At 72.4% G+C, this 13,783-nt stretch carries 11 protein-coding genes; 5 read left to right on the plus strand and 6 right to left on the minus strand.

Translation table 11 applies throughout. The annotated features are described in order from the left end of the window. Positions 1-93: 93 nt before the first annotated feature. Positions 94-1,107, minus strand: coding sequence for a phosphatase PAP2 family protein (locus tag ACIRJT_RS14640; RefSeq protein ID WP_403908590.1), 1,014 nt, complete (start codon positions 1,105-1,107; stop codon positions 94-96). Positions 1,108-1,353: 246 nt separating this feature from the next. Between ACIRJT_RS14640 and ACIRJT_RS14645 the strand changes: the two genes are divergently transcribed. After that, positions 1,354-1,950: a histidine phosphatase family protein gene (locus ACIRJT_RS14645; protein ID WP_403908592.1), complete on the plus strand. Its 597-nt coding sequence runs from the start codon at positions 1,354-1,356 to the stop codon at positions 1,948-1,950. 294 nt (positions 1,951-2,244) lie between these two features. Here ACIRJT_RS14645 and ACIRJT_RS14650 read toward each other — a convergent pair whose 3' ends face one another. Next, the gene (locus ACIRJT_RS14650; protein ID WP_403908594.1) at positions 2,245-3,741 is read right to left on the minus strand and encodes a tetratricopeptide repeat protein; all 1,497 of its coding nucleotides are present in this window, start codon (positions 3,739-3,741) and stop codon (positions 2,245-2,247) included. Positions 3,742-4,034: 293 nt separating this feature from the next. On the opposite strand from ACIRJT_RS14650, the gene ACIRJT_RS14655 reads away from it, so the two are divergent. Beyond that, entirely contained in the window at positions 4,035-4,403 is a 369-nt protein-coding gene (locus tag ACIRJT_RS14655; protein WP_403908959.1) for a hypothetical protein, read from the plus strand. A 76-nt stretch (positions 4,404-4,479) separates the two neighbouring features. Further along, entirely contained in the window at positions 4,480-5,445 is a 966-nt protein-coding gene (locus ACIRJT_RS14660) for a spermidine synthase (RefSeq protein WP_403908596.1), read from the plus strand. A gap of 21 nt (positions 5,446-5,466) precedes the next feature. Here ACIRJT_RS14660 and ACIRJT_RS14665 read toward each other — a convergent pair whose 3' ends face one another. Beyond that, the gene (locus tag ACIRJT_RS14665; protein ID WP_403908598.1) at positions 5,467-6,039 is read right to left on the minus strand and encodes a hypothetical protein; all 573 of its coding nucleotides are present in this window, start codon (positions 6,037-6,039) and stop codon (positions 5,467-5,469) included. 153 nt (positions 6,040-6,192) lie between these two features. On the opposite strand from ACIRJT_RS14665, the gene ACIRJT_RS14670 reads away from it, so the two are divergent. Beyond that, on the plus strand, positions 6,193-6,930 hold the full coding sequence (locus ACIRJT_RS14670) for a response regulator transcription factor (RefSeq protein ID WP_403908600.1): 738 nt from the start codon (positions 6,193-6,195) through the stop codon (positions 6,928-6,930). Then, entirely contained in the window at positions 6,927-8,360 is a 1,434-nt protein-coding gene (locus ACIRJT_RS14675) for an ATP-binding protein (RefSeq protein WP_403908602.1), read from the plus strand. Before ACIRJT_RS14670 ends, ACIRJT_RS14675 begins: the two co-directional genes overlap by 4 nt. Positions 8,361-8,637: 277 nt before the next feature. Here ACIRJT_RS14675 and ACIRJT_RS14680 read toward each other — a convergent pair whose 3' ends face one another. From ACIRJT_RS14680 to aspT (ACIRJT_RS14690), 3 genes are read right to left on the minus strand one after another with little or no spacing between them, the layout of a single operon-like run. Next, positions 8,638-10,290, minus strand: coding sequence for a bifunctional aspartate transaminase/aspartate 4-decarboxylase (locus ACIRJT_RS14680; protein ID WP_403908604.1), 1,653 nt, complete (start codon positions 10,288-10,290; stop codon positions 8,638-8,640). Between the two features lie 23 nt (positions 10,291-10,313). Beyond that, positions 10,314-12,017, minus strand: a complete 1,704-nt coding sequence (aspT, locus tag ACIRJT_RS14685; protein WP_403908606.1) for an aspartate-alanine antiporter — start codon at positions 12,015-12,017, stop codon at positions 10,314-10,316. A 1-nt stretch (position 12,018) separates the two neighbouring features. Beyond that, on the minus strand, positions 12,019-13,695 hold the full coding sequence (aspT, locus tag ACIRJT_RS14690) for an aspartate-alanine antiporter (RefSeq protein WP_403908608.1): 1,677 nt from the start codon (positions 13,693-13,695) through the stop codon (positions 12,019-12,021). Between the last annotated feature and the right edge of the window lie 88 nt (positions 13,696-13,783).

Consider the following 13,783-nt stretch of genomic DNA (forward strand, 5'->3'; position numbering starts at 1 on the left):
AGCAGGGCCCGCCGTTTGCAGCCGGGGTTGGCGGCGAGGGCGGCCAGGGCTCTCGCGTCGAGCGGATGCGGTGGGACGGACGGGCCGCGCAGCTCAGCGAGCCGCTGCCGGAGCGTCGTCGCTCGCGGCCGCGTCGGCGTCGTCGCCGGCTGTTGTGCCGCTGACTGCCGGGCCGGGGGGATCTGCGGAGGTGGTCCGCTGGCCGGGGATTCGCTCACCCGGGGAAGTCTTGCATCCGGTACTGACATTCGGGGGCGCGGTCGCGGATACGGACCCGGCGACGATGCTCCGGCCGCCCTCGCCGCGGCCCGCGAACAGGACGGCGGCGGGCCCGGTGAACCGCGCCGCGCCCCACGCCTTGAACAGGTCGGCGGTCCGCATGACGGGCCTGACCAGCAGGGCTCCGACGCCCATCACCGCGGCGCCCGCGACGGCGTCCAGGAAGTAGTGGTTGGCGGTGCCCATCACGATGATCGTGGTGATCAGCGGATAGGCGATGCCCGCCGCCCGTACGAGGGGGTGGCGGCCGTGCCGCCACAGCAGGATCCCGCACCAGAGGGACCATCCGACGTGCAGGCTGGGCATCGCCGCGTACTGGTTGGTCATCCCGCTCAGCCCGCGCGGGGCGCTCGCCCCCTCGCCCCACCAGCCGTACGCGCTGTACTGCGCCATCGTGTCGACGAACCCGTGGCTCGCGTCCAGCAGCCGGGGCGGACAGGTCGGCATCAGCGTGAAGCCGACCAGCCCCAGCAGCGTGGAGTTCATCAGCCAGACCCGGGCCGCGCGGTACGCGGCCGACCTGCGCCGGAACATCCATATGAGGACCGCCGGGGTGACCAGGTAGTGCAGGGACGCGTACGCGAAGTCGGCGGGTATCCCGAGGGACGGGGTGCTGGTGAAGAGACGGTTCAGCGGGTGCTCGGCGTTGAGGTACAGCGCCTGCTCCAGCCGCAGTATCGCCAGGCCGTGGTCGACCGCCGTGGACACGTCGCCGCGCACCAGGAGCCGGCCCACCGAATACAGCGCGTACACCACCGCGATCAGTGGCAGCTCCGTCCACCAGCGGGGCCGATGACCGGTCGCGGGCGGCGCGGTGGCGTGCGGCATCCGGTAGCTCTCCCCATGTTCATGCGGCCGACGACGAACGTTCAACCGTACGGCGGCACCGTGCCGCCGTCTCCCCCGGGGGTCCCCTTCCGGACGCCCCGTACGCAGCGGTCCCCGCCCTGGTCCGAACTCCCGTCCGGGGCGCTGCTCAGGGTGGGACGCCCGCACGGCCCGGGAGGTTGCCTGCCGGGGAGGTACGGGATGATGGAAGGTCCCAACAGCACCAACGTTCCAGGGAGAGCCTTCATGGCATCGCGCATCCTGCTCGCCCGGCACGGCCAGACCCAGTGGTCGGTCCGGGGCAACCACACCGGCAGGACGGACATCCCGCTCCTGGACGACGGGCGCGAGGGCGCGAAGCTCCTCGGCGAGCGGCTGCACCGGGCGCCGTGGGCGGGGCTGCCCGGCGTCGAGGTCCGCACCAGCCCGCTCGTCCGGGCCGCCGAGACCTGCGAACTCGCCGGGTTCGGGAAGCGGGCCGAGCCGTGGGACGCGCTGATGGAATGGGACTACGGGGCGTACGAGGGCCTGACCCCGGCCCAGATCAAGGCGGACCGCCCCGACTGGCTGATCTGGCGCGACGGGGTGCCGGACGGGGAGTCCGTCGCCGACGTCACCGCCCGCGCGGACGAGATCGTCGCCTGGGCCCGGTCGGCGGACCGGGACGTCCTGGTCTTCGCCCACGGCCACATCCTGCGGGCGCTGGGCGCGCGGTGGCTGGGCGAGGACCTGTCCTTCGGCGCCCGCATCCGCCTGGAGCCGACGTCGCTGTCGGTCCTGGGCTGGGCGTACGGCCTGCCGGCCGTGGAACGCTGGAACGACACGGGCCACCTGGACCGCTAGCGCCCCGCCCGGGCCCACCCGGGCCCCAGAGGCCGAAGCCCGGCCCACCCGAGCCCGTCCGGCGTTCGAGGACGGAACCCTCCGTCCGGTGGGCGGGATCTTCACGGATCCCGTGGCGCGGGAGGCCCTGATCAGCACCCTGGAACCTGCTGATCGGTTCCGTCCTCAAGCGCCGGACGGGCTGGGTTCTCGCACCCCGGAACGTGCTTGCCGGTTCCGTCCTCAAACGCCGGACGGGCCGGGACGACCGCCGGACTGGCTTGGGTGGCCCCCGACGGGCCAGGGCAGCCCGCCCTACCGCCCTACCGGGCCGACCGGGCTGCCGGGCGGGGCCGGCGGCGACTCCTGGTGGCGGGTCAGGAAGCCCGCCACCGGGCCCGCCCCGGCCCGCGGCTCCAGCACCCGCGCCGCCCCCGCCAGCATCCCCCGGATCCGCGCGGACTGGACCCGGGTCAGCAGGTCCAGCACCTGGTGCCCCGTCGCCGCCGCCTCGTCGACCCGGCCCGCCCGGGCCAGGTCGCCCGTGAGCTGGGCCCGGTACAGCGCCAGGTTCCGGGTGAAGCGCGCGTCCTGGAGCGCCGTCGCCCGCCGCCCGTGCCGCGCCGCCCGGGACCAGTCGCCCAGCGCCGACCAGCACTGCGCCTCCAGCAGCTCCAGCTCCGCCTCCCGGAAGAAGTTCATCCACTCCGGATCACCCGCCGCCATGCCCCGGTCGAACGCCGCACGGGCCCGCCCGATCGCCCGGTCGCACCCCGTCCGGTCCCCGAGCCCCGCCCGGCCCCCCGCCTCCCGCAGGGCGAGCAGCGCCAGCAGCCGGGGCGACCCCAGCGTGCGGGCGGCCCGCTGGCCGGCCTCCGCCGCCCGCACCGCCTCCCGGGGCCGCCCCGCGTCCCGGGCCAGGAACGAGGTGTTGCAGAACGCGTGCGCCTCAAGACCCGCGTCCCCGGCCAGCCGCGCCGTGGCCAGCGCCTCCGCGTAGTGCGAGCGGGCGTCGTCGTAGCGGCCCGAGTCGTGGGCCAGCCAGCCCACCGAGATGGCCAGCTCGCCCGCGCCCGCGTGCAGCCGGTCCGAGGTGGCGCGCCGTGCGGTGGTCCCGGCGTCCAGCAGCTCGTAGGCCTCGCGCAGCGGCTGGGCGGCCCGCCGGTAGAGCCCGTCCGCGCCGTGCCGGTCGTCCAGCAGCCGGATCTGCCGTACGGCCTTCTCGACGGCGTTCACCTCCGTCTCGCCGACCCGGCGCTGCGTGGGCAGAGAGACCCGGGCGGCGGAGGCGGGCGCCCCGCCGAGACACAGGGAAGCGGCCGCCACCGTGGTGGTCCCGCTCGTCATGAACACGCGACGCAGCACGTCGCTCTCCTCGGGGAAGTCGTCGGTTTCGGTGTCGCGGGGGAGAAGGGCGGGACGGGAAGGGGAGGGAGGGAATGCGGAAGAGGCGGAGGTGGAAGGGGGGAACGCGGAAGAGGCGGAAGTGGAAGGGGCGGAAGTGGTCGGACCCGTCGTGGGCGGAGGTTCGGACACGACCCGCGCGCCCCGCCCCCGTACGCTCTCGCGGGCCGAGAACCCCAGGTCGGCCAGGGACGCCCCGGGAAACATGTGCAGGAACACGCGTTCGTAGGCGTAGTTGGGGCAGCGGATCTCCCCCGACTCCACCCGCCCGATGTAGCGGGCGTCGCACGCGACCTGCTCCCCGATCTCCCGCGCCGCTCTGCGGACGGCCGCCGCGAACTCCCCGGCGGAGCGCTGTCCGCGCAGCTGACGGAAGGCGAGGTTGGGAACTGCCGCTGTCGACACCATGGCCGGCCCCTCTCTGGTGCGGCCGGCGCCCGTGGGTCTCGGTGCCCGGCGGAGCAAGAACGTACCTTCTGTGACAGGTCGCACACGCAGCGTTTCGTTGCGAAAGGGGCATACCGCCCGCGATCTGCCATGAACTGCCACCCTTTGCGGCGGTGTGGGGCCGTAGCCCTTGACGCACCAGGGGCGTTGGTCCATGCGGAGACGGAGCGTGGCTCCGTTCGGCGATGAGAGGAGGGGTTCCCTTGTTGCATCTCGGCAGGGAGACCGGCTCACGGACGACCGCGACGAAACCCATGGCCCCGGCGCAGGGGGACCAGGCCTGCGACCTCGTCACGGTCCCGGCGCGGCAGGGGCTGGAGGCCGTCGACATCCTCCGCCGCGGACGGGACCAGGAGGCCGTCGGCCCGGTCCTGCACGACGGCGCCTGCGACACCCTCGGCTTCCTCGTCCCGCCGGGCACCGCCGACGCCTGGGACGTACCGGGCAGCGCCTGCACGCGGACCGACGGCCGCGGGCTGCGCATCCCCACCGAGCCGCCCCTCTCCGGCTCCGGCTGGCTGCTTCCGCCCGCCGAGGACGCCCCGGTCACCGATCCGGCCGTGCTCCGTGCCGCCCTCGACCAGGCCGCGCGGATCATCGAGGCGGCCGACAACTGCTGCTGAGCCCATAATGGCGGGACGGGCGGAACACCTCCGCGCGGCCGGCGAACCGGGCCCCCACCACCAAGGACCAGCGAACGTGGCACGTCGAGGAGCGTCGGCCCAGGGCAAGAACAGAGCCGCGGGCAAGAACAACGCCGCGGGCAAGGTCGGAGCCGAAGGCGCGAAGGGGCGTCAGGGCGGCGGCCGGGGGGCCGGCCGGGCCGAGCGGGAGCCGGTCTCCCAGCAGGTCGGCGGCGGGCTCGCCGAGCTCATACCCGACCGGGAACGCCCGGGCGCCTGGACGCTCCTGATCGACGGCGCCCCGCAGTCCCATGTGGACCTCGGCGACCCCGCGCACCTCTCGTTCGCCTATCAGCGCCGCCTCGGCCACGTCATCGACCTCGCCGCACCACCGCTCCAGCCGCTGCACGTCCTGCATCTGGGCGGCGGCGCCTTCACCCTCGCCCGCTACACCGCCGCGACCCGCCCCCGCTCCACCCAGCAGATCGTCGAGCTCGACGCGCCCCTCGTACAGCTCGTGCGCGACCGCCTCCCGCTGGACCCCCAGGCCCGGGTCCGGGTCCGGGCCGCCGACGCCCGCGAAGGGCTCGGCAGGTTCCCGGACGGCTGGGCGGACCTGATCATCGCGGACGTGTTCAGCGGGGCCCGCACCCCCGCCCACCTGACCTCCGTCGAATTCCTCGCGGAGGTGCGCCGGGTCCTGAAACCCGAAGGGCGGTACGCCGCCAACCTCGCCGACGGCCCCCCGCTCGCCCATCTGCGCGGCCAGGTCGCCACCGCCGCCGCCGTCTTCCCCGAACTGGCGCTGGCCGCCGACCCGGTGGTGTGGCGGGGCCGCCGCTTCGGCAACGCGGTCCTGCTCGCCTCGGCCGTGGCGCTCCCGGTCTCGGAGTTCACCCGGCGGGTGGCGAGCGACCCGCACCCCGGCCGCGTCGAACACGGCCGCGCGCTCACCGACTTCACCGGCGGCGCGGCCGTCGTCACCGACGCGGCGGCCAAGCCGTCGCCCGCGCCGCCGCCGTCCGTCTTCGAGAACCCGTGACCACTCCCGGCCCGGCCCGGATCACGGTTCGACGACCTGCACCGTCGGCCGCGTCCCGTTCCAGGTGCAGAACACCGAGTACGTCGTCCCGTCCTTCCCGCCCCCGTCGCTGAAGTCCACCCGGATCCAGGCGTCGTTCGGCCACACCTGCATCGACCAGCCCGGCTCGGGCGTCGCCGAGACGAGCTTCGCCGAGCGCGCGCCGAGCTCGAACACCACCCGGCCGCCGTCGGTGCGATAGCTCTTCACCTCGCTCCGCGCCTTGTCCGGGGCCGACGGCGCGGGCGGCTTCTTCGGCGTGGCCGACGGCGTACGCGAGGGGCGCGGGGCCGACGGCGAGGGGCTACCCCCGCCGCTGCGCGACGAGGCGGAGGCGGACGGCGCGGGCGAGGTCCGGTGCGTCGAGGAGACGAGCGGCGCCCCGGTGCTCTGCCCGATGCGCTGAGGAGGCCCCGAACCCACCGAGACCGGCACGGCCCGGGGCGGGTCGTAGGCCGTGCCCGTCATGACCGTGTGCACGCCCCACCAGGAGAGCGTGACCGCCGCACCGGTGGCGAGCAACCACGCCAGTGCGTGTACGAGTCCTCGTTGCATCGGCACATCCTGCACCACCCGGCCCGTCCTGGCCCGTTCCGGCCCGCATCCACTCTTCTCCCGGGCCCCGGACAACCGCTCTTCTCCGGTCCTTTGCGGAGGTTTCCGGCGGGACCGGGACCGGGCCCGCCGGCATGGCGTACGGTGCCGCCCATGGCAAGTGTGCTCGTGGTCGAGGACGACCAGTTCGTACGTTCCGCCCTCATCCGGCACCTCAGTGAGGCCTCCCACACGGTACGGAGCGTGGGCACCGCCCTCGAAGCGCTGCGCGAGGTCGCGCACTTCCGCTTCGACGTGGTCATCCTCGACCTCGGGCTGCCCGACCTGGACGGCGCCGAGGCGCTGAAGATGCTGCGGTCCATCACCGATGTGCCCGTGATCATCGCCACCGCCCGGGACGACGAGAGCGAGATCGTCCGGCTGCTCAACGACGGCGCCGACGACTACCTGACCAAGCCGTTCTCCGTCGAGCACCTCTCCGCCCGGATGGCCGCCGTGCTGCGCCGCTCGCGCGCCGCCGGCGGGGCGCCGCCGCCCGGGGTCATCCGCGTCGGCGGGCTCTCCATCGACCCGCTGCGTCGCAGCGCCGAGCTGGACGGATCCGAACTCGACCTGACGCGACGCGAGTTCGACCTGCTCACCTTCCTGGCCGGGCGGCCCGGCGTGGTCGTCGCCCGCAAGGAGCTGCTGGCCGAGGTCTGGCAGCAGTCCTACGGCGACGACCAGACCATCGACGTCCATCTGTCCTGGCTGCGCCGCAAGCTCGGCGAGACCGCCGCCCGGCCGCGCTATCTGCACACGCTGCGCGGCGTCGGCGTGAAACTCCAGCCGCCGGCCGACGCCCCGGTCGGCACTGCGGCCGATACGCCGGTCACGGAGCCGCCCGGATGAGATGGGCCTTGGTCAAGGTCTGCCTGGCGGTCACCGCCATGGTCGTCATCGCCTTCGCCGTGCCGCTCGGACTCGTCATCCGGGAGATGGCCAGCGACCGGGCGTTCTCCGACGCCGAACGCCAGGCCGCGATGATCGCCCCGACGCTCTCCATCACCACCGACCGCGAGGAGCTGACCCGGGCCGTCCTGTCCACCGAACCGGGCGACCGGGGACGCCTCGCCGTCCATGTCCCCGCCGAGGGCGGGCCTTTGGACATCGGTACCCGCCGCGCCACCTCCAAGGACGTGGCCACCGTGCGCAAGGCCGGCCGCGCCTCCATCACCGAGGTCACCGGAGGCTTCGCACTCCTCCAGCCGACCGCGCTGGGCACCGGGGACATCGCCGTCGTCGAGGTGTTCGTCCCCGAGGGCGAGGTCTCCCACGGGGTCGCCACCGCCTGGCTGACGCTGGCGGGCGTGGGCCTCGCGCTGATCGTCGGCTCGGTCGCGGTCGCCGACCGGCTCGGTATCCGGATGGTGCAGCCCGCCCAGCGCCTCGCGAACGCCGCCCAGGACCTGGGGGAGGGGCGCCTCGGCACCCGGGTCCCCGAGGAAGGACCCACCGAACTGCGGTCCGCCGCCGTCGCGTTCAACTCCATGGCCGACCAGGTCGTCCAGCTCCTGGCCAACGAGCGCGAGCTGGCCGCCGACCTCTCGCACCGGCTCCGCACCCCGCTCACCGTGCTCCGGCTGAACGCCGCGTCCCTCGGCGAGGGCCCGGCGGCCGAACAGACCCGCGCGGCGGTCCTGCAGCTGGAGCACGAGGTCGACACGATCATCCGCACCGCCCGCGAGCAGCGCCCGCAGCCCCAGAACGGGCAGGCGGGGGCGGGCTGCGACGCCTCCGAGGTGATTCGCGAACGCATGGGTTTCTGGTCGGCGCTCGCGGAGGACGAGGGCCGCGAGGTGCGCCTCGCCGGAGTCGACCGTACGGTGCGCATCCCCGTGGCCCGGCCCGAACTGGCCGCAGCCCTGGACGCTTTGCTCGGCAACGTCTTCCGCCACACCCCCGAGGGCACCGCCTTCTCCGTCGACGTCCACCACAGCGGCGACGCGGTCATCGTGCTCGTCTCCGACGCCGGTCCGGGGATCTCGGACCCGAAGGCCGCCCTCGCCCGGGGCGCCAGCGGGCGCGACGCGGCGAGCGGGTCCGTCGGCTCCACCGGGCTCGGCCTCGACATCGTGCGCCGGGTCGCCGAGTCCACCGGCGGCGACCTGCGCATCGGCCGGTCCGTCCTCGGTGGCACGGAGGTCCGGATCTGGATCGGCCTGCACGGCAGCCGTCCCGAGCGCGGCCGACGCGGACACGGCCGGCGGGTCGGCCGCCGGACCGGCTGGCAGCGGCGCAAGGAGCCCCGGTCCCCGGCCGTCCCCGGCCCTCAGCATTAACCCCCGCCCATGGGTTCCTTAAGCCCGCCCTAAGAACACCGGCCGCGGCCCGCAATGCCCTCTTCGCCCGTTCCGTTGCCGCTAGCGTGATCGTCGTACCTCCTCGTCGGCGGTACGGACCCCCACGCCGGCCCCCACCGCCACCGGTCGCCCCGGTGGCGGCGGGGAAACCGGCGGCCGGCAGCCCGAACGCCCCCCTCGGGCCCAGAACCGCACGTATGCCCCCCACCGCGCGCTCCGGCCGGACCCCACCCCACCTCCGGCCGGGGCGTGCACCTCACCCGGCCTGAGCCCGCCACTCCTGCGCGTACGCGTCGAAGATCGCCCGCAGGTGGTGGCCGATCTTCAGGTAGTCCAGGTCGTCCAGGTTGGCCAGCGAGACCCGCACCGACCACTCCGGGCCGTCGAAGCCACCGCCGTTGAGCAGCACCACCGACGTCTGCTCCGCCAGCCGGAACAGCGGGTCGACCGGTTCGTAGTTCTTCTCCAGGAAGTCGGCGAACGGCTTTCCGTGCACCCGCTCCGCCTCGGCCAGCAGATCCAGCTCGATGTAGTACGCCGCCCGCTTCGGGTCCTCCGAGACCTTCATGTGCACTCCCTCCAGCAGGAGTTCGAGCCGCTGCTGGACGATCGCCCGGATCCGGTGCTTGTAGGCCTGGCCCTCGTCCAGCATGTCGAACAGCGAGAACAGCACCATCATCGTCTGCTGCGGCAGCGACAGACCCGCTGTGTGGTTCAGCGCCACCTGCCGGGAGTCCGCCACCAGCCGGTCGATGAACCGGATCTTCTCCGGCTCCAACGACAGTGTCCCGTAACGCCTGTTCAACCGGTCCTTCTGCGCCCGGTCCTGCTCCGCCAGCATCGCGTCGATCACGTTGTCGTCGTGCAGTGCGATCACCCCGAGCCGCCAGCCGGTCGCCCCGTAGTGCTTGGAGTAGGAGTAGACGAGGAGCGTGTTGCGCGGCAGGTCCGCCGCGAGCGAGCGGAAGCCCTCCACGAAGGTCCCGTACACGTCGTCGGTCACGATGATCAGGTTCGGGTTCCGCTCCCCGACGATGGAGACGATCTGCTCGGCGACCCGGGTGGAGAGCGCCAGGGAGGGCGGGTTGCTCGGGTTCACACAGCAGACCAGCTTCACCGACGGGTCCGCCAGCTTGGCGATCTCCTCCTCCGGATAGCGCCACTGCCGCACCCCGGTCTCCGTGAACAGGCTCGCCTCCACCCGCACCACGTCGAAGTCGTACGTGTCCAGCTCCGGGATCTCCAGGTACGGGGTGAACACCGGCACCATCAGCGCGATCCGGTCGCCCTTCCTCAGGATCCCGTTCTTCATCAGCGAGTCGAAGACGTAGCACATCGCCGCCGTGCCGCCCTCGGTCGCGAACAGGCTCAACGTCTGCCCCTCCGGCGGCCGGTGGTCGAACATCTCGTCCGCGATGTAGCCGCGCACGATCTGCTCCGTGTGGTGCAGGATCCGGTCCGGGACGGGATAGTTGTCGCCGATCGAGGAGTCCGCCAGCTCGTGCACGAACGCGTCCCGGTCAAAACCGAACCGCTTCACCGCCAGGTCCACGCTCGCCTTCAGCAGCTCGATGCCCGGCAGCTCCGGGTGCGTACGGACGAAGTGCTCGAAGCGCTCCGCACATCCCGACTCCTCCGGCATGCCGCCCAGGTTGTCGGCCGTCCACACCCGCCGGGACTCCGAGATCGCGAAGTAGCCGAGCGCGTGGTACGCCTCCCGGGGCCCCGTGGCCACCCAGTTCGGGTTCCCGCGGCCCGCGTTGAGCATCGTCCGGGTCGACTTCCCCTTCTGGCCCGGCTGATCGCTCTGCGCGGCCGTCGCGATCTGGATGAACTTGTCCTTCAGCTCGAACGGGGAGAGCTGGGCGAACGAGCGGATCTCTTCACGGCTGATGCTGGTCTTGGGCATGGTGGTGTCCACTCCGTAGCAGGTCAGTGGTTGAGCAGGACGATCACGGCGCCCCACACGGTGAGCAGGACGTTGCCGACGGCGTACGGGATGGTGTAGCCGAGGGTGGGGATCTGGGACTTCGAGGTCTCGTTGACGGCGCCGATCGCCGCCGTGGTGGTCTGGCCGCCCGCCAGGACGCCCATCAGGATCGGGAAGCGGATCCTCTGCACGTAGTGCCCGACCAGGAACCCGACGAGCAGTGGCACGACGGTGGCGACCGCGCCGAGGAGAAGCAGCCCCCAGCCGGCCGTGGAAAGACCGCTGGTGAAACCGGGCCCGGCGTTGATGCCGACGACGGCCACGAACAGGCAGAGCCCGAGCGTGTCCATGAACCACTGCGCGCCGGGCGGCACATTCCCGTACGTCGGGTACTTGCCGCGGATCCAGCCGAAGACGAGCCCCATGATCAGGCCACCGCCCGAGGTCGACAGGGAGATCGGCACCCCGCCCGCCGTCAGCGCCGGGATGCCGACGCATCCGCCGAGGAAGATGCCGAGGCCGACCCAGACCATGTCCGTCGCGAAGCTCGTCGGGACGGGCTTGCCCAGCGCCTTCCCCGCCGGTCCGACCAGGCGTTCCGGGCCGGTGAGGACGAGTGTGTCGCCGCGCTCCAGCTTCGTGGACAGCCGGTAGGGGAAGACCGCCCCCGCCCGGTACAGCTTGTCGATGTACACACCGACCATGAACGGCTCCCGCCGCACCTCCTCCACGGTCCGGCCCAGCTGCGCCTTCTCCGAGACGACGACGTGCAGCGTCTCGGTGCGGTAGCCCAGCAGCGTCACGTCGTCGGCCTCGGGCCCGATGTGCGTCACCGCGTCGAACGCCACCAGATCGCCCCGGATCGCGCTGACCGCGACGGTGTCGCCGCGGCGCAGGACGCGGGACTGGTCGTGCTCCAGGACCGTGCCGTCGCGGCGGATCCCGGTGAGGTAGACCCGGCGGCCCAGCGCCTTCTGCTGCTCCTCGAAGTCCGCCACCGAGCGGCCCACCAGATCGGGCCGCTGAACGCTGTACGCGCGCAGCACCACCTCGTAGTAGCCCTCGCCCTCGTCCGGGTTCTCGTCCGGCGCGTCCAGCTCCGCCGCCAGCTCCGCGCTCTCCTTCGCCAGGTCACGGCGGTAGAGCCTCGGCAGCACGTTGGCCAGGAGCATCGCGCACAGGATGGTGCCGAGCGGATACGTCACCGCGTACCCGACGGCGACCAGATTCTCCTCGGTCTTCACCTCGGCGGGGGAGAGGCCGGGCAGGGTGCCGATCGCGTCCTGGGCGACACCGATCGCGGCCGACTGGGTCAGCGCCCCGCTCATCAGGCCGGCGCCGAGCCCGGGACCGTAACCGAGCAGGTGCGCGAAGAGCCACGACACCAGCAGCCCGGTCACGCAGACGACCACCGCGTTGACGACCTGCGGCAGGCCGTCCTTCCGCAGCCCCCGGAAGAACTGCGGGCCGACCCGGTAGCCCAGGGCGAACAGGAACATGATGAAGAACAGGTTCTTCACCGTGTCGTCGATCTGGACCTCGAACTGGGCCCCGAGCAGCAGCCCGGCCACCAGACAGCCCGTCACCGCGCCCAGCGCGATCGTCCGGTAGCGGACCTTCCCGAGCAGGAAGCCGAACGCGACCACGAGGAAGACGAGCAGCTCGGGGTGGGGCTGGAAGACGTTCCGGTTCAGGAAGTCGATCACGTCACGCCCCCAGTACGCCGACGAGGATGGGCCCGGTCAGCGGCAGCAGGAAGTTGGAGAGCGTGTACGTGATCGTGTAGCCGAGAAGCGGTACGGAGCTCTGGGCCACCTGGGTGATGGAGGTGATCGCCGGGGTCGAGCACTGCTGTCCGGCGATCGCGCCGATCAGCAGCGGCTTCTCGATCTTCAGCAGCTTGCGCCCGACGATCAGGGAGATCGTCGCCGGGACCAGCACCATGGCGATGCCCGCGAACGGCAGCAGCGCCCCGTACTCCTTCAGCAGTGGCCAGGCCTGGGGCCCCGCCGCCAGCCCCGTACAGGCGATGAAGACGGCCAGGCCCATGTCCTTGAGCGTGCTCGCGGCCTGCGGCGGGAACGCGCCGAACGTCTGGCTGCGGGAGCGGAACCAGCCGAAGACCAAGCCGGAGATCAGACAGCCGCCGCCGGTGCCGAGCGACATCGGGATGTCCCCGAGCTTCACGACGATCTGGCCGAGCAGGGAGCCCGCCACGATGCCGAAACCGAGGTAGATGAAGTCGGTGGCGTCGTTCTTCACCACCGCGCCGAGCTTCGCGACGAGCCGGTTCAGCCCGCCCCGGGCGCCGACCAGGGTGAGGACGTCGCCCCGGGCGAGGACCGTCTCCCCGCTGGCGGGCAGATGCTGGTCGTTGCGCAGCACGTCGGTGACGTAGACGCCGTCCTTGCGGAACTCCGGATGGCGCTTCTCCAGCCGGTCGATCGTGGCGCCGATCGTCTCCTTCTCGGTGACGGCGACCTGACTGGTGGCCAGCGGGGCGTCGAGCCCCGGCACGGCCGGGGTCTCCGGGCCGATCTCCCGGCCCGCCTCGATGATGGCCGCCCGCTCCCCGACCACCTGGATCAGGTCGCTGAGCGTCAGCTCCAGACCGGGGGCGGGCGTCAGCAGCTTGCTGCCGCGTTTGACGCCCTCGACGGTGATCCGGCCGCCCAGGGCGCTCTCCAGAGCACCGACGGTCCGCCCGTCGGCCAGCGTCACCAGGTAGGTGCGGCCGACCATGCCGGGCAGCGCCTCGCGCTCGTCGGACTCCAGCCCGCCCTGGCCGCCGCGCATCTTCTCCCACAGTTCGCGCGAGGCGTCCGCCAGGTTGATGCGCATCAGCATCGGCATGATCTGGCTGGTGTAGAGCACGATGGTGATCAGGCCGAACAGGTAGCAGACCGTGTACGCGGTGGCGACGTGCCCCTGGTACTGGCTGATCTGCTCGGAGGTCAGGTCCTCCAGCTTGCCGATGGCCTCGGTCGCCGTCCCCACGACGGCGGACTCGGTGGCCGCTCCCGCGAGGATTCCGGATGCCGTGCCCACGTCCAGGTCGAAGGCCTTGGCGAGCCCGTAGGCGATGCCCAGGACGCAGACCAGCTCGATCAGACAGAGCGTGAAGAAGCGCAGGCTCTTGCGGTTGAGGTTGGCGAAGAACTGCGGCCCGGCCATGTAGCCGAGCGAGAAGATGAACAGCGCGAAGAAGACCGTCTTGACGTCGTCGTCGACGCTGACGTGCCGGGTGCCGAGCAGCAGCGACACGATCAGGGTGCCGCAGATGCCGCCGAGCGTGATCGGGCCGACGCGGAGCTTGCCGACGAGATAGCCGGCCGCGAGGCAGAAGAAGAGGGCCAGTTCGGGATGGTCGCGCAGTACGCCCATCCCGCCTCACTCACCGGGGCTGGGGTCGGCGACCAGGATGATCAAAAGGTACATAAAGGAGAAATTAACAGGGGTCGAGCGCCCTGGC

This window comes from Streptomyces sp. NPDC102283, assembly GCF_044766265.1.
Classification (GTDB): Bacteria; Actinomycetota; Actinomycetes; order Streptomycetales; family Streptomycetaceae; genus Streptomyces.